General features: G+C 66.9%; 18 protein-coding genes and 1 tRNA gene. 5 read left to right on the top strand and 14 right to left on the bottom strand.

Translation table 11 applies throughout. The annotated features are described in order from the left end of the window. Positions 1 to 32: 32 nt before the first annotated feature. Entirely contained in the window at positions 33 to 848 is an 816-nt protein-coding gene (locus tag V6K52_RS09675) for a glycosyltransferase family A protein (RefSeq protein ID WP_353953646.1), read from the bottom strand. 123 nt (positions 849 to 971) lie between these two features. Between V6K52_RS09675 and V6K52_RS09670 the strand changes: the two genes are divergently transcribed. Beyond that, positions 972 to 2,924, top strand: coding sequence for an acyltransferase family protein (locus tag V6K52_RS09670; RefSeq protein WP_353953645.1), 1,953 nt, complete (start codon positions 972 to 974; stop codon positions 2,922 to 2,924). Between the two features lie 27 nt (positions 2,925 to 2,951). Here the strand turns inward: V6K52_RS09670 and V6K52_RS09665 are convergent, their stop codons facing one another. From V6K52_RS09665 to V6K52_RS09650, 4 genes are read right to left on the bottom strand one after another with little or no spacing between them, the layout of a single operon-like run. Continuing rightward, entirely contained in the window at positions 2,952 to 3,692 is a 741-nt protein-coding gene (locus tag V6K52_RS09665; RefSeq protein ID WP_353953644.1) for a class I SAM-dependent methyltransferase, read from the bottom strand. After that, entirely contained in the window at positions 3,689 to 4,354 is a 666-nt protein-coding gene (locus V6K52_RS09660) for a hypothetical protein (RefSeq protein WP_353953643.1), read from the bottom strand. The genes V6K52_RS09665 and V6K52_RS09660 overlap by 4 nt, the downstream gene beginning before the upstream one ends. Further along, positions 4,351 to 4,695 carry a hypothetical protein gene (locus V6K52_RS09655; RefSeq protein WP_353953642.1) on the bottom strand — a complete coding sequence of 115 codons (345 nt, stop codon included), beginning with the start codon at positions 4,693 to 4,695 and terminating at the stop codon, positions 4,351 to 4,353. The genes V6K52_RS09660 and V6K52_RS09655 overlap by 4 nt, the downstream gene beginning before the upstream one ends. After that, positions 4,692 to 8,468 carry an alpha-(1->3)-arabinofuranosyltransferase family protein gene (locus V6K52_RS09650; protein WP_353953641.1) on the bottom strand — a complete coding sequence of 1,259 codons (3,777 nt, stop codon included), beginning with the start codon at positions 8,466 to 8,468 and terminating at the stop codon, positions 4,692 to 4,694. Before V6K52_RS09650 ends, V6K52_RS09655 begins: the two co-directional genes overlap by 4 nt. 45 nt (positions 8,469 to 8,513) lie before the next feature. On the opposite strand from V6K52_RS09650, the gene V6K52_RS09645 reads away from it, so the two are divergent. Together V6K52_RS09645 and V6K52_RS09640 are read left to right on the top strand one after the other, a co-directional pair. Beyond that, positions 8,514 to 9,383 (top strand): FkbM family methyltransferase, encoded by an 870-nt coding sequence (locus V6K52_RS09645; protein ID WP_353953640.1) that lies wholly within the window; start codon positions 8,514 to 8,516, stop codon positions 9,381 to 9,383. 32 nt (positions 9,384 to 9,415) lie between these two features. After that, a complete protein-coding gene (locus V6K52_RS09640; protein WP_353953639.1) occupies positions 9,416 to 10,594 on the top strand; it encodes a hypothetical protein in 1,179 nt (392 codons plus the stop codon). Here V6K52_RS09640 and polA read toward each other — a convergent pair. Next, positions 10,551 to 13,220 carry a DNA polymerase I gene (gene polA / locus V6K52_RS09635; RefSeq protein WP_353953638.1) on the bottom strand — a complete coding sequence of 890 codons (2,670 nt, stop codon included), beginning with the start codon at positions 13,218 to 13,220 and terminating at the stop codon, positions 10,551 to 10,553. The genes V6K52_RS09640 and polA overlap by 44 nt on opposite strands. 48 nt (positions 13,221 to 13,268) lie before the next feature. Between polA and V6K52_RS09630 the strand changes: the two genes are divergently transcribed. Continuing rightward, positions 13,269 to 13,727, top strand: coding sequence for a hotdog fold thioesterase (locus V6K52_RS09630; RefSeq protein WP_353953637.1), 459 nt, complete (start codon positions 13,269 to 13,271; stop codon positions 13,725 to 13,727). Positions 13,728 to 13,743: 16 nt separating this feature from the next. Here the strand turns inward: V6K52_RS09630 and V6K52_RS09625 are convergent, their stop codons facing one another. Further along, on the bottom strand, positions 13,744 to 14,310 hold the full coding sequence (locus tag V6K52_RS09625) for a GNAT family N-acetyltransferase (protein ID WP_353953636.1): 567 nt from the start codon (positions 14,308 to 14,310) through the stop codon (positions 13,744 to 13,746). Between the two features lie 119 nt (positions 14,311 to 14,429). On the opposite strand from V6K52_RS09625, the gene V6K52_RS09620 reads away from it, so the two are divergent. Further along, positions 14,430 to 15,236 (top strand): DUF554 domain-containing protein, encoded by an 807-nt coding sequence (locus tag V6K52_RS09620; protein ID WP_353953635.1) that lies wholly within the window; start codon positions 14,430 to 14,432, stop codon positions 15,234 to 15,236. 149 nt (positions 15,237 to 15,385) lie between these two features. On the opposite strand, the gene V6K52_RS09615 is transcribed toward V6K52_RS09620, so the two are convergent. From V6K52_RS09615 to V6K52_RS09585, 7 genes are all read right to left on the bottom strand, one after another. Then, on the bottom strand, positions 15,386 to 16,003 hold the full coding sequence (locus tag V6K52_RS09615) for a response regulator (RefSeq protein ID WP_353953634.1): 618 nt from the start codon (positions 16,001 to 16,003) through the stop codon (positions 15,386 to 15,388). Positions 16,004 to 16,093: 90 nt separating this feature from the next. Then, a tRNA-Leu gene (locus tag V6K52_RS09610) sits at positions 16,094 to 16,176 on the bottom strand. A 59-nt stretch (positions 16,177 to 16,235) separates the two neighbouring features. After that, a complete protein-coding gene (gene pyk / locus V6K52_RS09605) occupies positions 16,236 to 17,699 on the bottom strand; it encodes a pyruvate kinase (RefSeq protein WP_353953633.1) in 1,464 nt (487 codons plus the stop codon). 43 nt (positions 17,700 to 17,742) lie between these two features. Next, the gene (locus V6K52_RS09600; RefSeq protein ID WP_353953632.1) at positions 17,743 to 19,203 is read right to left on the bottom strand and encodes a glutamate synthase subunit beta; all 1,461 of its coding nucleotides are present in this window, start codon (positions 19,201 to 19,203) and stop codon (positions 17,743 to 17,745) included. Further along, the gene (gltB, locus tag V6K52_RS09595; RefSeq protein ID WP_353953631.1) at positions 19,196 to 23,740 is read right to left on the bottom strand and encodes a glutamate synthase large subunit; all 4,545 of its coding nucleotides are present in this window, start codon (positions 23,738 to 23,740) and stop codon (positions 19,196 to 19,198) included. The genes V6K52_RS09600 and gltB overlap by 8 nt, the downstream gene beginning before the upstream one ends. Before the next feature lie 146 nt (positions 23,741 to 23,886). Continuing rightward, a complete protein-coding gene (gene lgt, locus V6K52_RS09590; protein WP_353953758.1) occupies positions 23,887 to 24,747 on the bottom strand; it encodes a prolipoprotein diacylglyceryl transferase in 861 nt (286 codons plus the stop codon). Further along, positions 24,747 to 25,517: a thioredoxin domain-containing protein gene (locus tag V6K52_RS09585; protein WP_353953630.1), complete on the bottom strand. Its 771-nt coding sequence runs from the start codon at positions 25,515 to 25,517 to the stop codon at positions 24,747 to 24,749. Before V6K52_RS09585 ends, lgt begins: the two co-directional genes overlap by 1 nt. Positions 25,518 to 25,549 lie beyond the last annotated feature (32 nt).

The following is a 25,549-nucleotide window of genomic DNA, read 5'->3' as shown; positions in this document are numbered from 1 at the left end:
CTCAGGAAGCCAGCGTTGCGGCGCCCTGACGGTCACTTCGAACGAGACGCTTTGGCCGCACCGAGGGCGTAGGCGACGCCTTCCGCCACACGCAATCCACCCAGTGCAACGGCATGGACCGGATCGCCGGCCAGTGTCGGAAGCCCTCGCCAATAGGCCCTCATCGTCGCCAGCCCTTGCGCCCGGATGGCTCCCGGCTGGGCGTCGTTGTATGCGGGCAGCGACTGGCCGTAGTAGTAGCGTTTGCGCATGACGTCACTGAACGTCAACCGACCCTCGTCATGAAGGATGGGCGTGTCGATGTGGGTCATTGACAGGCCATTCCGGAGCAGCCGCATCCGCAGGTCGGCGTCCTCCTGCCCGGCGACGGTGAGGACGAACCCACCATGTTGGGCGAAGAAGTCGCGTCGGATGAGGCGGGGCGCCTCGATCATCTCCTCGCCGACGTAGCATTTGCGCTCGAGGGTGCGGCACGCGGTCAGGAAGCCATCGCCCACCGTCTCCTCGGGGATGAAGACAGCACTGCTCCCCGTCTCTTCGGCGGCGCGGACCGCATCCTCGATGACGTGCGGGGTCAGCACCATGTCGGCGTCAATCCACAGGATGTAGTCCCCCGTCGCCTTCTCGATGCCGAGGTTGCGCTGGGCGCTCCGCTCCGGGCCGGCCTGGATGGCGATGTCGGCGTACTCTTGCGCGATCTCGAAGGTCCGGTCGTCGCTGAAGTTGTCGATGACGACGAGTTCGGTCGCGTCCCAGCTCTGACCGACGATGGAGCGCAGGCATCGTTCCATCGTCCGTTCGACGTTCTTCGTCGGCACGACGACGGACACGACGGGTCGGGTGGGCACGCGGTATTCCTCCAGGGTTTGCCATCCCACGTCGGAACGGTCGGTGTCGACTATGCCTCATGGGACTGGATTGCCAGTCCATTCCACATAGGATCTGGGACGGTTCCTACTCAGGAGTAGACGTTGCGCGCAGAGTTGCCCCACCGCCCGGCCCTCGATGGCGTGCGCGCCATCGCGGTGTTGCTGGTCCTGCTGTACCACGGGGGCGTGCGGTCCCTACCCGGAGGCTTTCTCGGGGTCGATGTCTTCTTCGTGTTGTCCGGCTTCCTGATCACCAGCCTGCTCTTGGTGGAATGGAGCACCACTGACCGGATCGACGTCGCTGCATTCTGGTTCCGCAGGGCTCGCCGACTCCTCCCAGCCCTCGTCCTCGTCCTGATCGTCGTTGCCGCGTATGCCGCATGGATGGCTCCGGATATCACCCGAGAGCGTCTGCGGGGAGACATGTTGTCCGCCCTGTTCTACGTGGCGAACTGGCGCTTTGTCGTCAACGGCGTGTCCTACTTCGAGCAGTACGCCACCCCCACTCCCCTGCTTCACACCTGGTCACTGGCGATCGAGGAACAGTTCTACTTGGTCTGGCCGATCGTCGTGTTCGTCCTGGCTCGATACCTCGCCAAGGGCTCCAAGGAAAAGGCCCCCTTGGTGATCGGGGCGGTGTGCGCCGGCGCCGCAGTGGTGTCGGCCGGACTGATGTTTGCCATGTACGAGCCAGGCCTCGATCCGTCACGCGTCTACTACGGCACCGACACGAGGGCACAGGCCCTGCTCGTCGGCGCTGCCGCGGCGGGCCTCGCCGTCTCTCGCGGGTGGTGGACGGACCGGGGTGGATCTGGCGGCAGGCTGGCTGCCGCACTCGGGGTCGTGGGACTTCTCGGGGTCGGTGCATTCGGCGCGTTCGGCTCCGACAGCGCTCCGTGGATGTATCGGGGCGGGTTCCTCGTCGCGGCCCTGGCCGCCGCAGCGCTGGTGGTCGCTGTCGCCCATCCCAGCGTCAACCCCGTCACCAGCCTCCTGTCTGTGGGACCTCTTCGTTGGATCGGGCTCGCGTCCTACGGGATCTACCTGTGGCACTGGGTCATCTTCGTCATCCTCACTCCAGAACGCACCGGCGCCGAGGGCAAGCCACTTCTCGCCATCCGCATTGCCTTGACGCTGCTCGTCTCCACCATGTCCTACGTGTGGGTCGAGAAGCCGGTCCGCGAGTGGCGGCCCCGCCGGGGTGAGTCCGTGTGGAGTCGGCGCGTCGTGAGTGCCGTCGGTGCAGCCTTGGCATTCAGCCTCGCGGTCACGGTGCTCAGCACCGGAGCTCGTGCTGCCCGTCCAGAGCTTTCCTCCGACAACCTCGTCGGACCGGCACCCCAGTCGTCGGATGTGGCGCCGACAGGTCCCACGCTCCCGGTGTTCCTCCTCGGGGACAGCGTCGCTTGGAACATGCATCACGACAATCCCCCCGACCCAGCGCTTGGCCTCGATGTCTCCGGTTCGACGAAACTCGGCTGCGGACAGTTCCCGGGCGGCTTGGTGGTCTTCGGCCAAAAGGAGCCGGTCAATCCAGTGTGCCGAGATTGGCCGGCCGAGTGGAGGGAAACCGTCCAACGGCTCAAGCCCAAGATCTCGGTGATGATGCCTGGCAATCTCGAGCTCTTCGACCACCACGATTCCAACAGGAACGACTACGCGTTCGGAACCCCTGAGTACCGCGACGCGCTTCTCGAATGGATGGAGACAACGACCAACGACCTCGGTGAGACGTCGCAGGCCGTGGCCATCACGACGATCCCGTGCTACGACAAACCCAACACAGGTCTCGATGAGAATTACAGGGTTGTCAACGATGTGACCCGTCAAGACTGGCTCAACGGCGTCATCAGGAACTTTGCTCGCACTCACCCTGAGGTGCATTTGATGGACCTTCGGTCCGCGGTCTGTCCCGATGGCAGGTACGAAGAGGTGGTCGGTGGGGTCAAACTTCGCGTCGACGGTGTGCACTGGTCGCCTGCGGGCAGCCAATGGGTCTGGCGCTGGATGGCGGGACAGCTCCGTACGATCGAGGAGCAGCTCAAACCCATGTGAGCTGCTCCCGCAGCCGCGGGAACCGCCTCAGCAGCCTGCGTGGCGTCGACCGCTCGGTGGTGTCGGCCACGGCCCGGTGGGCGCCGTCGCGACGTAGAGCAACCCGGACGCGATGTGCACGAGGCGTCGCGAAACCAGCTTGTCGAATTTGTCCAGTGGCGGCGGGAAGAAGGCTGGCACGCCCTCCTGACGGATGACGTCGAAGCCGTAGCGCTCGAGGATCTCCTTGAGCGCTCGGTGCGTGAACACCTTGAGGTGTCCCTGCACCTGGTTGCCCTGACCCAGAACGCGGTGCTTGCGCCCCAGCGCAACCTCACTGCTCGTCTCGGTCCCAAGGGGTTGCACGCCGAGCGGGACGAGGACGCGGTTGGCCCAGGACACCATGTTGGGCGTCGAGATGATGAGCGTCCCTCCGGGTACGAGCACCCGACGGATCTCGCGCAGGAAGCTGTCGGGATCGGGCACGTGCTCGATGATCTCGCCCGCCACGACGCAGCCGAATGATGCGTCGTCGAACGGGAGCCGTTGGGTCACATCGCCACGGGCGTAGTCCCATCGGTCGCTCGTGACGTCGCCATAGACGTCCACACCCGTGAGGCCGACGAGGCCGGCGTCGGCGAAGCGATCGAGGAGGAATCCGCGACCACAGCCGATGTCGAGAAGGGACTCGGGTCGCAGTTCAGCCGCGAGCTCGATGATCCGTCCGAGGCGGGGGTCGACCCGCGAGATGTACGTCACGTTGCCTTGGTAGTACTGCTCGAAAGTCATGCTCGGTGCCTTCTCGTCTCGTGGGTCTGCGTGCCATCTTCGACACTCACCACCGCGTCGCCCGTCGCGTCGTCGTCGGTGAGGCGATCCGCCTCCTCACGTTTCGGCCTACCACTGGCCACGTAGCAACCGCCAGCGAGGAGCAGCACTGACAGGGTCATGCCCCCGATGGCGAGGGTCTTCTGACGCTCCGGAAGGAGGCCGCAGGTGCCACGCATGAAAGGTTCGGTCGTGGGGTTGAGGGCCGTGCCACACCTGATGAGCGCTCCATCTGAGGCCTCGGTACCGACAGGGGTGAACAGGGCGGCAAAGGAGAGGGCCGTCAGTGGGAGGGCAAGTGGGGCGACCACGGCCAGGCCACGAACAGCAGCCAGATCTGACAACCACGGAACGATGAGTTCACTCAATAGCAGGAGCAGCGCGGCTGCGGCCAGCAGGGCATATGCGAAGTACCGCGCCTCCGAGACGTCGTCGCTGCAGATGGCCTTGGCGAGGTTGCCCGGCATCGGAGCGGATGGGGAGCCGCAACCAAACGGCTGCAAGTTCTTGACGGGCACACTCATGGGTACGAGCCAGACGAGAAGAGCGCCACCGAAAAGAAGCAGAGTGGCCACGCGGAGCAGCCGGATCGGCCAGGCCGGAGTGGTTTCGACCGAAGTCATCTTTGCTCCCTTTCCAGCGGTGATATGTCGAGCCAGGCGGCGACACAGAGCATCCAGATCGCGAGACCACCCAACTGGTGGGCGGCCGTGTTGTCCTGCAGTCGTGTCGACGGCGAGTCGAGCGGAATACTAGAGCCGAGCAGCCACACCACCGGGATAGCCATGAGCAGGATCACTGTCGCGGTCGCCAGAAACCTCCGGTCAGGCGCGAAGACACGATCGTAGACAAGCAGGGCTCCCGCCCCGAGGGCAGCCCATCCGCCCACCGTGGCCCAGACCAGCACGGTGATGGCGGCGCACCCCAGAGCGGTGCGAAGACGTGGACGTGAGGGGGCATTCATACCGGCTTCACCACCACGTCCTCAGCGACAGGCCTCGCTGAAGTGCCGCTCTTGGAGCGGGGGCGCCACACCCCGGCGGCCAGCAGGCCAAGGCAGAAGAGCAACGCCGCAGCAGTGACCAGCCAAGCGGCCAGCGCGGCCTTGGCGGGACCGAAAGTGATGTGGATGACGTCCCCCGGGGCAGCGTTGACTCGCCACCCCGCGGCGAACGCATCGATCACGACGGGTTTGCCGAGATTCTTCCCTCCGGAGTACGCCTCCCACCCTTCGTCAAAGGACTGCCCAGAAGAGACGAAGCACGGCGAGCAGTTGCCCGTGATACGCAGGTCCATCGAAGCGGATCCATGCTTGAGCACCTCGACGCCAGGTGGCGTCCCGACGGGGGCATCTCTTGGCGTGGACGCGAAGCGAAGGTCGTCGATCGCGAAGTCGCTCACCGAACCCACATCGTGGCGTCCTTGGTCGAGCACCAAAGACGGTTCACAGCCGACGAAGGGCACTGCCTCGCCCTCCAGGAGCCTCGGGAACATCGCGCCGATATCTGCGCGCACTGGCTCACCGTCGACCGACCCGACGACCGCGCAGCGCTCCGGTGTCCCCGAGGGCGCCGGCACACGGGGAAGCCCGATGTCCTCGATGCGCACGAAGCCGACGCCCTCCCGCTCGGCGAGAAGTATGCGCACCCGACTCGCGTCGACGGGGTCGGGTAGCTGAACGCGGTGGGTGCCTGCGCCGAGTTCCACCTCGAAGGGCTCACCGTCGTTGACGGAGACGAGAGCCTTGGTTGCACGAGCGCCCACCGCCCCCTGCGTGACAGAAAACGATGACAGGCGCCGCTCGGGGAACTTCAAGGTGATCCACTCACCCAAGACTGGCTCGTTGGGCACCCAGGCGGTGGACCGGTCCGGCTCCCCTCCGGTGTCATCAAATGCTTGGGATGCCCTTGCGTTCGGGTTGTTGAACGCTCGCGAGCTCGACTCGGCTTGGATGTCCCCCCGACGGCCCGACAGTGCATCGATGCGGCTGTCCGACGCTCCTCCCGCCAGTCGGACGGTTCCCGATGTCGTGAACTGGCGCTTGTCCGCCAGAGTGAACTCACGCTCGAGTCGGTGTTCTTCGGCGCTCAGCCCGTTGGCGTCCCCCACGCTTCGTCGCATCACCACGTCGAGCGGAATGTCCGCGGGGTCGAGTCCAGCTGCCCGAGCCGCGGTGTCGATCCGGCTGACAAGGCCACGTGGAAGGACCCCAACCTTGCGTACGTTGACGCCTGGGACCACGATCTCGGAGAAGCCGACAGGCCCATCGTCGGAGCCGTCCACTCCGGTCACCTCGATGTTGATCGCCGATACGACGCCCGGGCCGAGATCGACCTTGGCGGGGAAGGTGTTCCAGCTCTCGAAGGTCACGTCCTTGGTCACGAGGCCTCCACCCTTGGACGCCGTGACCCGGGCTGAGGTGATCCGGTTCGCTCCGCCCTGCATCGGCGACAAGGAGATGGTCCCGACCTCGCGCGGCTGGTTCAGTCGCACAAGGGCCGAGTTTCCGACCCCCGATCCGAAGTTGCCGAACTGCCACCCCGTGGTCCGATCTCCGTCGAACGCCTGCGTCACCTGTCCCGTAGCGTGCGGACCGAAGAGCAAACCCTGACCTGCAGCTGTGACCCGAGCGTTGCCCCTGACGACGGCGACCGTCTGGTCCGAAGTGTCGAAGAGCGCCCGGGTGGACTGTGGGTCCTCGTTCGCGCTGAGCAACGCGCCGCTCTGCGCGGGGTTGTGATTGCTCGCCTCGCGTCGGCCGTTGCTGTCGGTGAGGACGACCCGACCTTCGTCGCCGAGCGCCTCCTCCAACTCGCCATTTGTCAGGCCGCCCGCCAGAAGGATGCCTGGACGGCCCGAGAGCAGGCCGGCACTCTGGAGGTTGGGCAGGGCGGCTCCTGCCCCGTCGACGATGAGACTCCCGCGGGCCGACCGTGCAGTGGCAGACGTGCTCGGGAGCGGACCTGCGACGGGGCGCACCGTCGCCGGCGCAGGGGCGCCGTGACCCGTGCCCTCGGGTCCGAAGCCCTGCGGCGCGCCCAGGCCAGGGTCGGCATTGAGGGCGGACTCAACCCTGGCGCCGATGTCTCCTGTGCCGCGGACGTCGTAGCGACCGACAACGTCTCCGACCCCGAGATAGGCCGCGAGGGTTGAGACCGTGCCTGGGGGCAGGGTTCCCTGATGCAACCGCATATCGACGCCTGCGAGCAGGTTCGATGCGTAGCTGCCACCGGAGGGCGAGGCACTGCGGTACACGAAGGGCCGTCGGAAGAGCGATGGGCCGATCTCGTCCGGACCGAAGTAGCCCCACGAGTACGCGGGCAGACCGGTGCCCGGAACCATGAGCACGCGACTGTCAGCGCCACGGGCGTTGACGACGTCCGCAGCCTCGTTCCAGTACTTCGGCAGGTCCATCGGAACGTGATAGAGATCACCGGTCAACGCGGGGAAGACCGATCCGGCAACGATGATCACGCCTCCCAGCCCGGCGACCAGCCGAACCCAGACCGACCGCACCCACGGTGCGATCCCCATCACCCCAAGGCCGACAAGCACCGCCATTCCCAGCTCCAGAACGGCACCCGCTTTGTTGGTGGTGCGGAAGGCGATCAACCCGGGCACCGTCTCGATCGTCATGCCGAGCGCTCGCCCCCAGGGGGTCTGGTCGTGGAAAGGGAAGGAACCGACCATGACGAGCGCGCCCGTGAGGACCGACACCGTGCCGAAGAGTCGGCCCGGTGAACGGCTGAGCCGGACCCCCAGCCCAGCGATGATTGGGCCACCAAAGGAGAGCAGGACCACGAGAGGGGCGAGTACGAAGGAGATGTGGCCGGGGTCGAACCAGCCATTGCCGTCGGCGCCGTAGAGAGTCCACATCCCCAAACCTCGCAGCACCTCGGGGAAGGAGTTGGCCATGTTGATGGCCTCGAGACTCTCGGTGCCGGCCGCGATCGAACTGCCCACGGAGATGGCCATGAGCGCTGGGACCAGCCAGTACGCCGAGAGAGCGACATAGATCATGCCCGTCCGAAGGACGAGCCACAGGACGTCACGAAACCGATGGCGTTCGATGAGGCACGCATGAAGTGCAATGGGAACGAGAACGATGAGCTGAATGAGCGGTACCACGCCAGCATTGATTCCACTCATAGCCGCAAGGACCAACGCCGACGCCACTGCCCATCTCCACGACGGCTCCCGAAAGCCGCGGAGCCAGCACACAACCAACCACGGAAGCAGCGCGTAGGGAAGGAGTGTCGGGGTCGTCGCGCCCCCGACAAGTACGTAGGGGTTCGCGGCGTAGGCGATGGCTGCCCCGAGGGAGGCCATGTTCGTGAAACGAGAGGATGCCCCCTGACCGAGCAATTCACGCAGCACGAGTCGTGCGCCCCACGCCGCGAGCAGGAGCAGGCCCATGCGCCAGAGGCGCATGATCAGCCACGCTGGAAGGCCCACGAGATCGAGAACAGAGAAGATCGCAGCCACGAGGAAGTTGCCGACATTGAAGTTCGGCGTGCCCAGATTTGGGGTGTCAAGCCAAGCGGAGGCAAATCGAGCCGCAGTACGTGCCGGTGCCAGGAAGATCTCTGGCTTGGTGTCCGGGGTAAGAATGCCGAAGTCATTGGCCAGCACCACGATGGCCAACAGTGCCGAGAGTGCCGTGAGCCACAGGGTGACTGGAGAGAGGGAAAGACTGGCCCAGCGACCAACTCGTGGAACTCGGCGCGTCTTCTTCACTTCTCTCCGAACGTCGGCTACTGGTTGGTACTAACATAACCGCCAATGACAACTCACCCTCGGCGACGGGGAGCGGCGACGGTGGCGCTGGGAATGACCGTCCAGTCGACCGCACTCGACCGTCGCACTCTTTCCCTCGCCGCCCTCCCGGTCTCGGCCCGCTGGCACCTCCTCCGGTCCAAGGCCGGAGCACTGGCTTTGCTGGCCTTCGGGAAGTCGGCCACGATGCACGTGGGCGCCTTGAGGCTCGCTGTCCAGACCACGAACGACGTCGGCACCCTGCAAAGCAGCGTTTGCGACGTTCACGACGACGTCGTCCTGGAGGTCCTGAGCAAGGATCGTCCCGTGATCGTCGACGTGGGGGCAAATATTGGGCAGTTCTCTGCAGCCGTGCTCCTCTTCGCGCCGACTGCCTCCATTCTCGCCATCGAACCCGATCCCGAGATTCACACGCGACTCGCCGCCAACCTCGCGGCTGCGACCAGTGTCACGACAGCTTGCGCAGCTGCTGGTGCCAGGCACGACATCCTGCCGTTGGGCCGTGCCGTGCTTCCCGTCATGTCGACCCTTCGACGCGACGGGCTCGCGGGGTACGACATCGTTGGAACTGTGGACGTGGAGGTGTCCCCACTCGACGACCTGACCGAAGCCGTCGGGGAAGTCGACCTCCTGAAGATCGACGTAGAGGGATTCGAGCTCGAGGCACTGCAGGGCGCCCATGCCCTCATGCGGCGGACGCGGTTCCTCCTCATCGAACTCGGCCTCGCCAGAGACACTTCTCGGTCGAATCTCGACGTCCTTGAAGCCATCCGCGCGGTCTGCCCCCGAGCCCGTGTCGTGAGGTTCGGTCGGCCACTGGGCGACGCGCGCAGGCCGCTGTGCCAAGACGTCTTGCTTGAGCTGTGGCCCGACTGACGGGACGTGCGAGAAAGGGTGCGAGTCTCGGGATGGGGGCTGTGGGCGCTGGCACGCTCCTGGCCAACGTCTTCGGCTACGGGCTCTTCCTCGTCCTCAATCGTGAGCTTGGCGCCGACGAACTCGGCGCAGTCGCCTCGCTCCTCAACCTCGTCATCATCGCCGGTGTCGCGGCCCTGTCGACCCAGCTCGTCAGCGCGTGGCGCGTCGCCCTGCACCGCCCTGACGCACAGGCCACCGCACTGCGCACCGGCGCTTTGGTCGGCATCATCGTCACGGTGGTCGTCGCCCTGCTCACCCCGGTGATCGTTCCCCTGCTGCATCTCGATGGTCCGTCGCCCGTCCTCCTTGTCGCCGCGTCGATGCTCCCCACGTGCCTGACCGCTGCCGTCCAGGGCAGCCTTCAGGGCGCCGAACGCTTCGTCGCCCTCGGCACGGTGTATGCCGTCGCATCCGTCGCGCGCGCGACCGGCGGTGCGCTCGCGGCGTGGCTCGGCTGGGGCGTCACCGGAGTCATGGCACTGACGGCCGTCGCCTCGTGGGCCTTGGCCCTCGGCGTGATCCTCCTCATGCGTGGCCACCTGGGCCGCACGATGCATGCCGACGTGCCCACGCAGGTTCGACGAGTCCTGGCCGGGATGGCCGGCACCTCGGCGCTACTCGTCGCGTCCACCATCGACACCCCCGTCGCGCGTCACGTCCTGTCCGGTGACGACTCGGGCGCGTATGCCGTCCTCAGCCTCTTCGCGAAGGCCGCCTTCTGGGGACCGGCCTTCCTCGCGACGGTGTTGTTTCCACACATGTCCCGGACCAAGGGATTGCGTCCGCTCTTCGTGGCACTCGGCGGGACTGCGGCCATCGTTGCGGTCGGCGTCACGTTTTCGGCCCTGCTCTCAGGTCCGCTGGTCCGCATCGTCGGCGGAACGGCATACGCGCATCTCGCCAGCCTCGTGCCGGCCTTCACCGCGCTCGGCGGAGCCTGGGCGCTCACTCAGGTGCTCGTCTTCTGGGGCGCGGCCCGCGGTCGGCATGTCGTCGGCTACCTCGTGTGGGCCGCCGTTGGCCTGGCGACCGTCGTTGTCGTCCTGTGGCGCCACGACTCCGTCGCCGAGGTCGCCACGACCTTCCTCGTCGCGTCGCTCATCGTGGCGGCCGTCGGTGTGGCGGTCAGTGTGCCGCGTCGTGCCAGCTCCGGCCCAGCCCAACACTGACGTCGAGCGGGACGTCCATCTCGATGGCGCGTCCCATCTCGGTGCGCACCAGCGCCTCGACGTCCTCGCGCTCCCCCGCAGCCACCTCGAGCACGAGCTCGTCGTGGACCTGGAGCAGCATGCGTGACTTCGCGCCGGACTCGCGGAGTGCGCCATCGACGCCCTTCATCGCGAGCTTGATGATGTCGGCGGCCGAGCCCTGGATCGGCGCGTTGAGAGCCATCCGCTCGGCCATCTCACGACGTTGACGGTTGTCGCTGGTGAGATCGGGCAGATAGCGGCGGCGACCGAGCATCGTCTCGGTGTAGCCGGTCCCGCGGGCCTGGCCGACGATCTCGCGCAGGTAGTCACGCACCCCACCGAAGCGCGCGAAGTACTCATCCATGAGTCCCTGCGCCTCCCCCGTCGAGATGGACAGCTGTTTGGACAGCCCGAACGCCGACAGGCCGTAGGCGAGGCCGTAGCTCATCGCCTTGACCTTGCTGCGCATCTCGGCCGTGACGTCCTCGGGTTCGACGCCGAAGACGCGTGCCCCGACGAACCGGTGCAGGTCCTCGCCGGTGCGGAACGCCTCGATGAGGCCCTCGTCGCCGGACAGGTGCGCCATGATCCGCATCTCGATCTGGCTGTAGTCCGCGCTCATCAGGGACTCGTAGCCCTTGCCCACGACGAAGACCTCGCGGATGCGCCGGCCGGCCTCCGTGCGGATCGGCACGTTCTGGAGGTTGGGGTCGGTCGAACTGAGGCGCCCCGTGGCGGCGATGGTCTGGATGTAGGTCGTGTGGATCCGCTGGTCCTCGGCCACCGACTTGATGAGCCCCTCAACCGTGACGCGCAGGCGCATGGCGTCGCGGTGACGGAGCATCGCCTCGAGGAACGGGTGCTCGGTCTTGGCATAGAGATCGGTGAGCGCATCCGCGTCGGTCGTGTAACCCGTCTTGGTCTTGCGCGTCTTGGGCAGACCGAGCGTCTCGAAGAGGACCGTCTGCAGTTGCTTGGGCGAGCCGAGGTTGATCTCGTCGCCACCGATGGCGTCGTAGGCGTCGAGCTGGGCCTCTCGGACCTTGGCGGCGAAGTCAGCCTCAAGAGCGCTGAGGGCGTCGGTGTCGACGGCGATGCCGGTGCGCTCCATCGCCCCGAGGATGTCGACGAGGGGCAGCTCGATGTCGCGGAGCAGCTCGGTGCCGCCGGTCGCTTCGAGCTGCTCGCTCAACGGAACGGACAGGTCGAGGACGGCCCGGGCCCGGACCATCGCGTCCTGCCCGACCACGTCATCCTCAGCACCGATATCGAGCATGCCTTGACCGCCTGGGTGCTCCTCGGCCTTGAGCTCGCGCCCGAGGTGACGGACCACGAGGTCAGCGAGGTCAAAGCTGCGTTGGTCGGGCTTCACGAGATAAGCGGCAAGGGCGGTGTCCATCGTGACCCCGCGCAACGGCATACCCCTTGCTTGCAAGGCGTGCATCGGACCCTTGGCGTCGTGCAGGATCTTGGGACGCTCCGCGTCGGCCAGCCAGTCGACCAACGCCTTCTCGCCGCTCTCGTCGAGATCGGCAACATCGATGTATGCCGCGGCGTCGCCTGCCGTCGCCAACGCCACTGCCGTGACGTCACCGGTCCCCCGGCCCCAGGCGCCGACGACGTGGACACCGGTCGGCTCCGTCGTCGCGTGCTCGTCGAGCCAGGGCTTGACCTCGGCCGACGTCAGGACGGACGCGTCGAGGTCGAAGCCACCCTCGGCCTCGTCCGGTGTCGCGTCGAAGGTGTCGAAGAGACGCTCACGCAGGACCCGGAACTCGAGTCCGTCAAAGACCTTGTGGACCTCTTCACGGTCCCACGTGGCTCGCTCCAGCTCGGCGATCGTCACGGGCAATGAGAGGTCGCGCACGAGCTGGTTGAGGCGACGGTTGCGCAGGACGCCATTGAGGTGCTCGCGCAGCGACTCCCCCGCCTTGCCCTTGATCTCGTCGGCGTGGGCGACGACGCCCTGGAGGTCGCCATAGAGGCCGAGCCACTTGGCCGCAGTCTTGGGGCCGACCCCGGGGACACCCGGGAGGTTGTCGCTCGTCTCGCCGACGAGGGCAGCGAGGTCGCTGTAGCGCTCGGGCGCGACGAGGTACTTCTCCTCCACGGCCTTGGGGTCCATCCGCCACACGTCCGAGACGCCGCGCACCGGATAGATCAACGAGACGTTCTTTGTCACGAGCTGGAAGGCGTCGCGGTCGCCCGTGACGATGACGACCTCCATGCCCTCGGCCTCGGCCATCGTCGTCAGCGTGGCGATGACGTCATCGGCCTCGAACCCGTCGACCTGCACGTGCTTGATCCGCAGCGCGTCAAGCACCTCACGGACCAACGCAACCTGCCCCTGGAACTCGCTCGGCGTGGCCGACCGGGTCGCCTTGTAGTCGGGGTACTCCTCCGAACGGAAGGTCTGCCGGGACACGTCGAACGCGACGGCAATGTGGGTGGGGTTCTCGTCGCGCAGCACGTTGATGAGCATCGACGTGAACCCGTAGACGCCGTTGGTGTGCTGACCCGTGCTCGTCGAGAAGTTCTCCACCGGAAGGGCGAAGAACGCGCGATAGGCGAGGGAATGACCGTCAAGAACAAGGAGGCGACTCACGCATGGCAGCCTATGGCCAGCCCCCGACACCAGTGAAGGCGACCACACATGAGCAGCACCACGGACAACGCAGCCAGTCACTCATCGCAGGACCTCATGCCCCTCGTTGAGCAGATTGGGTCCCTCAACCCGAACTCCCTCATGCACCGGATGGGGATCGAGATCACCGAGGCCACGCTGGAACGCGTGGTCGCGACGATGCCGGTCGAGGGCAACACCCAGCCCTATGGACTGCTCCACGGTGGAGCGTCGGTCGTGCTGGCCGAGACGCTCGGTTCCATCGGTGCCGCCATCCATGCGGGTGCGGACCGGATCGTGGTCGGCACCGACATCAACGCGACCCACCACCGCGCGGCGCGGTCCGGGCTGGTCACGGGAGTGGCGACGCCGCTGACCCTCGGAAACACCCTGAGCGCGTGGGAGATCGTCGTCACCGACGAGGACGGCAAGCGGGTCTGCACGTCGCGCCTCACGTGCCTCATCCGCCAGGCGCCGCCAGGCAGCTGAAGGCCTCGTCGCCTCTCTAGCTGGCGCGTGACGCGATCGAACGCAGCGACCGACGGCGTCGGATCAGGGTGTCGACCGCCGCGTTGGCGACGGTGCCCTGAGGGGCAAGTCGGCGCCGCAGCTGAGTCGTGCCGACGACTCGGCGCACCAGGACCGACGAGAAACCGAGTCGGGCAAAGAACCGGTGTGCCTCACGGCTCTGGGTCGGGACGTTGCTGACGACGACCTCTGACCCGGTGCGCTCGGCCAGCGAGGCGACCGACGAGATCAGGGCGCGGGCCACACCGTGGCGGCGCGATGCCGGGTCGACGAAGAGGAGCTCGATCGCGATCTCAGGCTCCGGCTGGAGCCCGAACGGGTTCTCGGTGGACACGACGAAGCCGACGGGGCGGCCGTCGATGCGAGCCAGGTGGGCGAAGACGTCCGGGCGACTGAGGGCCAGCTCGAGCCGTCCGTCATTTGCGAACCGTGTCGCCACCTCAAGAGGGACGCCGGCATCGATCTTGGATGCCAGCCAGAGCCCGACAAAGTCCCGCATCTCGTCCTGTGGGACCGCTGCGACCTCGACCATGCTGCGCGCCATCGGCGCCTCCTCGAACCTCACAGCCCCCTGCGCGGTTGACGGTCACGACCCTACGGGTCCGTAGCCCCGCGCGGTAGTCCTTGGGCAAGATCGTTGAATGCGGAAGTAGAGTCAGCGCCGTGGATCCCTCGTTCCCCGGTCTCGGAACCGTCATCAACGTCGTCACCGTCGTCGTCGGGGCGCTGTTGGGCATGGCTGTGGGGCACCGCTTTCCGGACCGCACTCGCTCCGTCGTCACCGACTGCCTCGGGCTCACGACGCTGCTCATGGCCGGGCTGTCGGCAGTGAGCGTCACCGACCGCGCCCTGTCCGATGCCACTGGCGCCGGCGCTCCCGTCCTCATCGTCCTCGGCTCACTCCTCATCGGCTCGATCGCAGGGTCCCTCCTGCGCATCGGTGACCGTCTCGAGTCGCTCGCCGGCATCATCGAGGCGTGGTTCGCACGCCGCTCCCCCGCACTCGCCGACGCCGATGACGCGGACCCGTCCGATGGCGCGACTCGTGGGACAACTGCGCGCGAGAAGTTCATCGAGGGCTGGCTCGGTGCATCGCTGCTCTTCTGCGTCGGCCCACTGACGATCCTCGGGCCGCTCTCCGACGGCCTGGGTCGTGGCATCGACCAGCTCCTGCTGAAGTCTGTCCTCGACGGTTTCGCGGCTCTCGCCTTCGCCTCGACCTTCGGGGTCGGCGTGCTGCTGTCCGCCGTGTCAGTGGCGGTGGTCCAGGGTGCCCTGACGGTTGTGGGCGTCCTGCTCGGCTCCGTGCTGCCCGAGCCGCACATCCTCGCGCTGACGGCCACGGGTGGGCTGATGCTCGCCGGCATCGGTCTGCGGCTGCTGCGGATCAAGGACGTGCCGGTCGCGGACATGCTCCCGGCCCTGATCGTCGCGCCGCTGCTCACTCAGCTCGTCATCACCCTGAGGTGACACGACGTTGAGGTGAGACAAGCGTGTATGCCGTGTGGCCGGCATACGCGATCACCTCGCCGCAGTATCGGGTCACCCGATAAGGGGGCGCTCGACCCGACTTGGCAACTCGGGCGAAGCGGGACAAAGTCGGGCGAAGCCGACGAAGGTCAGGCCTTCTCCATGCCGGCGACGACAGCGTCCGCGACTTCCTTCATACCCATACGGCGGTCCATCGCGGTCTTCTGGATCCAGCGGAAGGCCTCGGACTCGGTGATCTTGAGCTTGGCCATGAGCACGCCCTTGGCGCGGTCAACAGACTTGCGGGTCTCGAGGCGCTCACCGAGGTCGGCCACCTCGGACTCGAGGGTCTTGAGCTCGCCCCAGCGTGAGAGCGCGATGTCGATGGCCGGCATGACGTCGGTGGCCGTGAAGGGCTTGACGATGTAGGCCATGACGCCCGCGTCACGAGCGCGCTCGACGAGCTCGGTCTGGCTGAAGGCCGTGAGCATCACGACCGGGCAGATGCGCTCTTTGCCGATCTGCTCGGCCGCCGTGATGCCATCCATGACGGGCATCTTCACGTCCATGACCACGAGGTCTGGACGCAGTGACGTCGCCATCTGGACGGCCTGCTCACCATTGCTGGCTTGGCCGACAACGTCGTAGCCGGCCTCCCCGAGCATCTCGGCCAGGTCGAGCCGGATGATGGCCTCGTCCTCGGCGACAAGGATCCGCTTTGCGGTCGGTGTGGGGGTCCCGGGCGCTTCGGGGGTCGCGGTGCTCACGGGGTCAGCCTAGGGGACGGTGTGAATGCCTCGCGCAGGCACGTGGACCGTCCGCCCCGCGCGCCCGGGATGTCATGTGAGTCGCATGGGTGCCGAGGGCGGGACTTGAACCCGCACGCCCTTTCGAGCAAAGCATTTTGAGTGCTCCGTGTCTGCCATTCCACCACCCCGGCGGGCGTGCGCGACCATTCTAACGTCGGTGGTGGGGCTGCGTGCGCATCCCCACCAGCCGTCACTTCTGCGGTGCGCCGGCCACGTCCTCGTATGCCGGGGCCACCCTGTTGATGGCGTCACCGATGCGGTGAATCCGCAGGGCGTTGGTCGAGCCGGGGATGCCGGGGGGCGAGCCAGCCACGATGACCACGACGTCGCCCTCCTCTGCCTTGCCGCACGCGAGCAGCTCCTCATCGACCTGCATCGCAAACTGGTCGGTGTGCCGGGCGGGGGCCGTCATGAAGGTTTCGACACCCCAGGTGAGCGCAAGCTGGGAACGCGTCCACTGGTGCGGGGTGAAGGCCAGCATGGGAATCCGCGGCCTGACCCGCGCCAGCCGACGAGACGAGTCACCACTCACCGTGAAGGTGATGAGGTACTTGCAGCCGAGAAGCTCGCCGATCTCGGCCGCAGCGGCCGTGACGGCGCCACCCTTGGTCCTCGGCTTGGTGTCGAGCGGCCTGATCCGGCCGAGGCCGTGCTCCTCGGTGTTCTCGATGATGCGGGCCATGGTCGTGACGGCCTCGATCGGGTGCGCCCCGACACTCGTCTCGCCCGACAGCATGAGGGCATCGGCACCGTCGAGCACCGCGTTGGCCGCATCGCTGGCCTCGGCCCGCGTCGGTCGGCTGTTGGTGATCATCGACTCGAGCACCTGGGTCGCGACGATGACCGGCTTGGCGTTGCGACGACCGAGCTCACAGGCGCGCTTCTGGACGAGCGGGACCGTCTCGAGCGGCATCTCGACGCCAAGGTCACCACGCGCGACCATGAGCCCGTCGAAGGCGCGGACGATCTCGTCGAGGTTGTCGACGGCCTGGGGCTTCTCGATCTTGGCGATGACCGGGATCCGGTAGCCAATTTCGTCCATGATGCGGTGCACCGGCTCGATGTCGGCGGCACTGCGCACGAACGACAGGGCGATCATGTCGACCTTGGTGTTGAGGGCCCAGCGCAGGTCTTCTTCGTCCTTGTCGGACAGGGCGGGAACACTCATGGCCGCACCCGGGACGTTGATGCCCTTGTTGTTGCTGAGAACGCCGCCCTCGACGACCTCGCAGATGATGTCGGTGTCGTTGGACTCGATCACGGTCAGGGCGAGCTTGCCGTCGTCGATGAGGATCGCGTCGCCGGCCGAGACATCGCCCGGCAGGCCGGCATAGGTCGTTCCGACTTCGTCCTTGGTGCCCTCGACTTCACGGTTCGTAATCGTGAACCGGGCACCGTTCTCGAGCATGACCGAGCCGTCCTTGAACCGCCCCGTGCGGATCTTGGGACCCTGCAGGTCGGCAAGAATGCCGACCGCGTGACCCAGCTCGTCGCTCGCGCGACGGACATCCATGTAGACCTTGGCGTGCTCCTCCAGGTCACCGTGAGAGAGGTTGAACCGGGCCACATCCATCCCCGCTTTGACCAGCTCGCGGAGCTGCTCGGGGGAGGATGTGGCGGGGCCCAGGGTGCAAACGATCTTGGCGCGGCGCATGCCCACGATCCTAACGAGGCAACCGTTTACGCGGTGACGCGGGTCACACAGTGAGAGGACGGTCCGTCGGGTTCACCGGACGCGGCAATCGCGACGGCTTGCCCGACAGCCACGCATCGACGTGGTGCGCAGCGGCGCGGCCCTCGGCGATGGCCCAGACAATGAGCGACTGACCGCGACCGGCATCGCCAGCGACGAACACTCCGGGCACCGAGGACATGTAGTCGGCGCCTCGACGGACGTTGGAACGCTCATCGAGCTCGACCCCGAGCTGGGCCACGAGCGTCTCTGTCTGCGGTCCGAGGAATCCCATGGCGAGCAGCACGAGCTGCGTCGCAATGACCTTCTCCGTGCCCTCGACCGGCTCGAACCCGTTCTCGCCGCGACGGACCTCGTGAACCCGAAGGCCACTCACGCGACCCTGGTCGTCGGAGACGACCTCTTGGGTGCTCACGGCATACAGGCGGTCACCGCCCTCCTCGTGGGCGGAAGCCACGCGGAAGGTCATCGGATAGGTCGGCCACGGCTGCCCCGGAGCACGTTGGTCCCCCGGTTGCGGCATGATCTCCAGGCTCGTGACCGACTTGGCGCCCTGACGGTGCGAGGTGCCGATGCAGTCAGCACCGGTGTCGCCGCCGCCGATGACGATGACGTCCTTGCCCTTTGCCGTGACCTGACCATCGACCGTCTCACCGAGTGCGACCCGGTTGGCGGGCGGGAGGAAGTCCATCGCCTGCAGAACACCCTCGACCTTGCGGCCGGGCACGTCGAGGTCACGAGGAATCGTGGCACCCATGGCGATGACAACCGCGTCGTAGCGGGCACGCAGCTGCTCCCACGTGACATCGGCACCGACGTCGACAGAGCTGCGGAAACGCGTGCCCTCGGCCTGCATCTGCTGGAGGCGCCGGTCCACGACCGACTTCTCCATCTTGAACTCGGGGATGCCGTAGCGAAGCAGACCGCCGGGGCGATCGGCGCGCTCATAGACCGCGACCGTGTGACCGGCGCGGGTGAGCTGCTGGGCGGCGGCGAGGCCGGCCGGACCGGAACCGACCACGGCGACGGTCTTGCCGGACAGGCGCTCGGGCGGACGAGGGGTGACTCCCCCGTCGGCGAAGGCCTTCTCGATCGTCGTGACCTCGACCTGCTTGATCGTCACTGCCGGCTGGTTGATGCCCAGCACACACGCGGTCTCGCAGGGCGCCGGGCAGAGGCGACCGGTGAACTCAGGGAAGTTGTTGGTCGCGTGCAGACGCTCGATCGCGGACCGCCAGTCACCTTGGCGGGCGAGGTCGTTCCACTCCGGGATGAGGTTGCCGAGCGGACAACCGCTGTGGCAGAACGGGATCCCGCAGTCCATGCATCGGCCGGCTTGCGTCTGGAGCTGTCCGAGCTCCTGCTCTTCGTAGACCTCGCGCCAGTCCTTGATGCGGACCGGGACAGGTCGACGAGCCGGGAGCTCGCGCTCACGGTTCTTGAGAAACCCTTGAGGATCAGGCACGGGAAGCCTCCATGATGCGATCCCAGACCTCAGCGCCTTCGAGGTCGAGGCCCTCGGCCTCGGCAGCGGCGCGCACGTCAAGGACTCGCTGGTAGTCGCGGGGAAGGACGAGCGAGAAGCGCTGACGCGCCGACTCCCAGTCCTCGAGCAGGTGGGTGGCAACAGCCGACCCGGTGTGGCTGCGATGACGCTCGAGCAGGTCGCGAACGACGGCGATGTCGCTGTCCCGCAAGGGAGACACGTCGACGAGTTCGCCATTGACTCGAGCGGCGTCGAGGTCCAGGACATAACCAACGCCACCTGACATCCCGGCCGCGACGTTGCGGCCGGTCGACCCGAGGATGAGCACTGTGCCGCCAGTCATGTATTCGAGGCCGTGGTCACCCACGCCCTCGACGACGGCAGTGATGCCGGAGTTGCGCACGCAGAACCGCTCACCGACACGGCCTCGCAGGAAGATCTCGCCCGAGGTCGCGCCGTAGCCGATCACGTTGCCGGCGATGACGTTGTCCTCGGCCGTGAGCGGCGCGTTGGGGTCGGGCGCGACGATGATGCGTCCACCCGAGAGGCCCTTGCCGACGTAGTCGTTCGCGTCCCCGACGAGACGCAGGGTCACGCCCTTGGGCACGAACGCGCCGAAACTCTGGCCCGCCGACCCGCGCAGGGTGAGATCGATCGTGCCGTCCGGGAGTCCGTTGGAGTGGACCCGGGTGACCTCGTGACCCAGCATCGTGCCGACGGTGCGGTTGACGTTGCGGACAGCCGCGGAGCCGGTCACGGGGGTGCCGTCATCGATGGCCTCGCGGGCGATGGCGATGAGTTGGTGGTCGAGTGCCTTCTCGAGTCCGTGATCCTGGCCGATCGTGTGGCGCTTCGCAGAGCCATCGGGGCTGTCGACCTCGGCGAGAATCGGAGAGAGGTCGAGGCCTGCGGCCTTCCAGTGGGCGACGGCCTTGCTCGTGTCGAGCGCGGTGATCTGCCCGATCGCCTCCTCGATGCTGCGGAACCCGAGGGACGCGAGGTGCTCACGGACCTCCTCTGCGACGTACTCGAAGAAGGTCTCGACGAACTCCGGCTTGCCGGTGTAGCGCGAACGCAGTTCGGGGTTCTGGGTGGCGATGCCGACGGGACACGTGTCGAGGTGGCACACCCGCATGAGGATGCAGCCACTCACGACGAGGGGCGCGGTGGCAAAGCCGAACTCCTCGGCTCCGAGCAGCGCCGCGATGACGACGTCGCGACCGGTCTTGATCTGACCATCGACCTGGACGACGATCCGGTCGCGCAACCCGTTGAGGACGAGGGTCTGCTGGGTCTCGGCGAGACCGAGCTCCCAGGGTCCACCCGCGTGCTTGAGCGAGGTCAGCGGCGAGGCACCGGTGCCACCGTCGTGGCCAGAGATGAGCACGACGTCGGCGTGAGCCTTGGACACCCCTGCCGCGACCGTGCCGACACCGATCTCGGACACGAGCTTGACGTGGATCCGAGCCTGCGGGTTGGCGTTCTTGAGGTCGTGGATCAGCTGAGCCAGGTCCTCGATCGAATAGATGTCGTGGTGCGGCGGAGGACTGATGAGACCGACGCCGGGCGTGCTGTGACGCGTGCGCGCCACCCACGGGTAGACCTTGGGGCCGGGCAGCTGACCACCCTCGCCGGGCTTGGCACCCTGCGCCATCTTGATCTGGATGTCGTCGGCATGGGTGAGGTAGGCCGAGGTGACACCGAAGCGACCCGAGGCAACCTGCTTGATCGCGGACCGACGCTCGGGGTCGAGGAGTCGCTCGAGGTCCTCGCCACCCTCACCGGTGTTGGAGCGGCCACCGAGACGGTTCATCGCGACGGCCATCGTCTCGTGAGCCTCCTTGCTGATCGATCCATAGCTCATCGCACCCGTGCTGAAACGCTTGACGATGTCGCTGACGGGCTCGACCTCGTCGATGGAGATCGGCTCACCCCCAGCGTTGCCGCCGAGCTCGAACAGACCGCGCAGCGTCATGAGACGCTCGGACTGGTCGTCGATGCGCGACGTGTACTGCTTGAAGATGTCGTAGCGGCGCTCACGCGTCGCGTGCTGCAACCGGAAGACGGTGTCGGGGTCGAAGAGGTGCGGCTCGCCTTCGCGACGCCACTGGTATTCACCTCCGACGCGGAGCTTGCGGTGCGAGAGAATCACGCCGTCGGTGGGGTATGCCGAGTCGTGGCGTGCCGCGGTCTCCGCGGCAATGACGTCGAGGCCGATCCCACCCAGCTGGGAGACGATGCCGGTGAAGTACTCGTCGACGAGCTCCTGCGAGAGTCCGAGCGCCTCGAAGACCTGGGCTCCGCGGTAGGACGCAACCGTGGAGATGCCCATCTTGGACATGACCTTGAGGATCCCCTTGCCGAGCGCCTTGATGAGGTTCTTGACGGCCTGCTCCGCGGTGACTCCGGTGACGGCGCCGGTGCGGACCATGTCCTCGACGGTTTCCATCGCGAGGTAGGGGTTGATCGCGGCCGCGCCGAACCCGACGAGCAGTGCGACGTGGTGCACCTCGCGGACGTCACCAGCCTCGACGAGGAGCCCAACCATGTTGCGGGTCTTCTCGCGGATGAGGTGGTGGTGCACGGCGGAGGTGAGGAGCAGCGATGGGATGGGCGCGTGGTCGCGGTCGGAGTCACGGTCCGAGAGCACGACGAAGCGGGCGCCGCGGGCGATGGCCGCGCTGACCTCGCTGCAGATCTCGTCGAGACGGCTGCGCAGGGCGGTCTCACCCTCGTCGACTTTGTAGGTGCCGCGGGCGACGTGGGTGGCGTAGCCGGGGAGGTCACCGTCGGCATTGATGTGCACGATCTTCGCTAGCTCGTCGTTGTCGAGGACCGGGAACGGCAGAACGACCTGGCGGGCGTGCACCGGGGTGGCCTCGAACATGTTGCCCTCGGGGCCGATGACCGTGCCGAGCGAGGTGACGAGCTCCTCGCGGATGGCGTCGAGGGGCGGGTTCGTCACCTGGGCGAAGAGCTGGGTGAAGTAGTCGAAGAGCAGTCGCGGCTTGTCGGACAGCACCGCGACGGGCGTGTCCGTGCCCATTGAGCCCAGGGCTTCGCCACCTGTGCGCGCCATGGGCGCGAGGAGGATCTTGAGCTCCTCCTCGGTGTAGCCGAAGGTGCGCTGACGTCGCGCGACCGACGCCGCCGTGTGGATGATGTGCTCACGGTCTGGGAGATCCTCGAGCGACAACAGGCCTGCGTGCAGCCACTCCTCATAGGGCTTCTCGGCGGCGAGCTCGGACTTGACCTCGTCGTCGCTGATGATGCGGCCGGCAGCCGTGTCGATGAGGAACATGCGACCCGGCTGGAGTCGGCCGCGCTTGACCACTGTCTCGGGCGGAAGGTCCAGGACACCGGCCTCGGAGGCAAGGACGACGAGACCGTCCTCGGTGACCCAGTAGCGGCCGGGGCGCAGACCGTTGCGGTCGAGGACCGCGCCGATGAGCGTGCCGTCGGTGAAGGCGACACAGGCCGGACCGTCCCACGGCTCCATGAAGGTCGAGTGGAACTCGTAGAACGCGCGCCGGGCCGGATCCATCTCGGCGTGGTTCTCCCACGCCTCCGGGATCATCATGAGGACGGCGTGGGGCAGCGATCGGCCACCGAGGTGGACGAGCTCGAGCACCTCGTCGAAGCTCGCCGAGTCGGAGGCGTCGGGGGTGCAGATCGGGAAGAGCCGGTCGAGGTCGCCACCGAAGGCGTTCGACACGAGCTGGCTCTCACGGGCGCGCATCCAGTTGCGGTTGCCTTTGACGGTGTTGATCTCCCCGTTGTGCGCCATGAGGCGATAGGGGTGGGCCAACGGCCAGCTCGGGAAGGTGTTGGTCGAGAAGCGTGAGTGCACCAGGGCGAGCTCGCTCGCGAAGCGCTCGTCCGAGAGGTCCGGGAAGAACGGCTCGAGCTGACCAGTCGTCAGCATGCCCTTGTAGACGATGGTGCGGGCCGAGAGCGACGGGAAGTAGACCTCGGCCTCGCGCTCGGCGCGCTTGCGCAGACAGAAGGCGAGACGGTCGAGCTCGATGCCCGAGACGCCGCTGTCGGGAGCCGCGACGAAGAGCTGGCGGAAGACCGGCATACAGGCTCGTGCGGCCTCACCGACCAGGTCGGGGGTCACGGGCACATCGCGCCAGGCGAGGACCTCCAGGCCCTCTTCGGAAGCGATCTGGCTGATCCGGTGCTCGGCAGCGGCACGCTCGGACTCGTCGACGGGCAGGTAGGCCATGCCCGCGGCATACGCCCCGGCCTGCGGCAGTTCGACGTCCAGGACCGCGCGGAAGAACGTGTCGGGCAGCTGCGTGAGGATGCCGGCTCCGTCACCGACGAGGGGGTCGGCGCCGGTGGCACCACGGTGGTCGAGGTTGCGCAGGGCGGTGAGCGCGTGCTCAACGATGTCGTGGCCCGCCGTGCCACGCATGGTCGCCACCATGGCGACACCACAGGCGTCGTGCTCGTGGGCGCGCCGGTAGAGACCGGTGTCGGCCGGGTGGGCGGAGAAGCGCGTCGGAGACACGTCGGGTCACCGTCCTCAGGGAGTCGGGGCCGGGAACGCGAGAACGCGAGAATCCGGGCACGGGGAGGTCATCGGACGCGGACAGCAGTGGCCACGTTTTGACGGATGCTATCCCACGGGCGTCTTGCAATGCGAGCGGACGTATCTCACATCGTGGATGGTTGGGCTGGGGCGTCCTGACCCTTGCGAGCGCGCCGCCCCGTGTGGACGACGATCGCCACACCGATGAGGAAGACGACGATGCTCGTCCAGACATTGACCCGCTGTCCGAAGATGAGCTCGGCGTCGTCGGTGCGCATCTTCTCGATGATGATCCGCCCGACCGGATAGCCCGCGATGTAGAGGCCGAAGAGCTGTCCACGGGCCAGGGACCAGCGGCGTTCGATGAGCAGCAGCACCAGCGCCAGAAGCATGACGAAGATCGCTTCATAGAGGAACGTGGGGTGATAGATGCCCTGCACGATGGCGTCACCGTTCGCGTCCGTGACGGCCCGACCAGTGGAGTTGTCCCACCTGTGGATCTCGAGGCCCCAGGGCAGGTCCGTCGGCCCACCGAAGAGCTCGTTGTTGAACCAGTTGCCCCAGCGACCGATGCCCTGGGCCACGAGAATGCCCGGTGCCGCGGCGTCGGCGAAGTCGAGATATCTCACACCGACGCGACGGCATCCCACCCAGGCTCCGAGGGCACCGAGCGCCACGGCGCCCCAGATGCCCAGGCCGCCCTCCCAGATCTTGAGCGCGTCGACGGGGTTGCCGTCTTTGCCCCAATAAGGATCCGGTGTGGTGATGACGTGATAGATCCGGCCACCGATGATTCCGGCAACGACGGCGTATGCCGCAACGTCCAGCACCTGCCCCGGCTCACCTCCGCGGGTGCGCATCCGGCGCTCGGTGATCCAGACGGCGACGACGATGCCGAGCAGGATGCACAGCGCGTAGCCACGGATCGGCAGGGGCCCGAGATGGAAGACGCCCGCGGTGGGGCTCGGGATGGTTGCGGGGAGCATCACTTGGTTGCGGCTTCGATGGCGGCCGTGAGCGCGGCGGCGTCGGGGACCTGGTTGAAGTCGAGCTTCTCACCGGCCAGGAGGACGGTGGGGGTGCCGGTGATGTTGGCCTTGGCCGAGGCCTCTTCGGTCGACTCGACGTAGGTCGCGTACTTCCGATCGTCGACGCACGTCTGCCACGTGTCCAGGGCTGCTCCGGTGATCCCGGCCTTCTCGGCGAAGCCCGTCGTCTGGGCGGCAGTCCAGCCCTGACCCTCCTGCTCGGGCAGGTTGGCGAACACGTCGTCGTGGAAGGCCTGGAAGCTGCCCTGGTCGGCGGCGCACATGGCTGCGTTGCCCATCGTCAACGAATGGGTGGTGCCGGTGTTCGCGTCGATGATCGTCTTGAGGTGATACACGAGCTTGATCTTGCCCTGTTCGGCGAGCTCATTCACCGTGCCGCCCATGATTCGCTCGAACTGCGCGCAGGCCGGGCACTGGAAGTCCTCATAGATGTCCAGGGTCGGTGCCCCGGCAACGAGGGTGGCGTCCTTGTTGGCGACGAAACCCTCGCCCATCGCACCGGCAGCCGCCGGAACCGCGGTGCTCGTGCCCACGCGCTCCTGCTTCTTCTGGTCTGCGATCACCACGCCCCCGACGATCGCGACGATCGCGACGACGAGGACCACGGCAGCGACGATGATCTTGTTGGCGCCTCCACCTGCGTTCTTGGTGGCCGCGTCGATCTTGGCCTGGCGCGCGCTGGCCGGGCCTGTCATCTTCTTCGCCATGGTGCTCGGGCTCCTTGTGCAGCGGTGGGAGG

Source organism: Knoellia sp. S7-12, assembly GCF_040518285.1.
GTDB lineage: Bacteria > Actinomycetota > Actinomycetes > Actinomycetales > Dermatophilaceae > Knoellia.
The sequence above is the reverse complement of the archived record's forward strand: the minus strand, read 5'-3'. Positions and strand labels throughout refer to the sequence as shown.

Bases quoted from the DNA above. Each gene is read 5' to 3' on its own strand.
- V6K52_RS09660 (WP_353953643.1), bottom strand. From the start codon at position 4,354: ATGACTTCGGTCGAAACCACTCCGGCCTGGCCGATCCGGCTGCTCCGC.
- V6K52_RS09585 (WP_353953630.1), bottom strand. From the start codon at position 25,517: ATGGCGAAGAAGATGACAGGCCCGGCCAGCGCGCGCCAGGCCAAGATC.
- V6K52_RS09645 (WP_353953640.1), top strand. From the start codon at position 8,514: ATGACAACTCACCCTCGGCGACGGGGAGCGGCGACGGTGGCGCTGGGA.
- V6K52_RS09640 (WP_353953639.1), top strand. From the start codon at position 9,416: ATGGGGGCTGTGGGCGCTGGCACGCTCCTGGCCAACGTCTTCGGCTAC.
- lgt (WP_353953758.1), bottom strand. From the start codon at position 24,747: ATGCTCCCCGCAACCATCCCGAGCCCCACCGCGGGCGTCTTCCATCTC.
- V6K52_RS09625 (WP_353953636.1), bottom strand. From the start codon at position 14,310: ATGGCGCGCAGCATGGTCGAGGTCGCAGCGGTCCCACAGGACGAGATG.
- V6K52_RS09665 (WP_353953644.1), bottom strand. From the start codon at position 3,692: ATGACTTTCGAGCAGTACTACCAAGGCAACGTGACGTACATCTCGCGG.
- V6K52_RS09630 (WP_353953637.1), top strand. From the start codon at position 13,269: ATGAGCAGCACCACGGACAACGCAGCCAGTCACTCATCGCAGGACCTC.
- V6K52_RS09655 (WP_353953642.1), bottom strand. From the start codon at position 4,695: ATGAATGCCCCCTCACGTCCACGTCTTCGCACCGCTCTGGGGTGCGCC.
- pyk (WP_353953633.1), bottom strand. From the start codon at position 17,699: ATGCGCCGCGCCAAGATCGTTTGCACCCTGGGCCCCGCCACATCCTCC.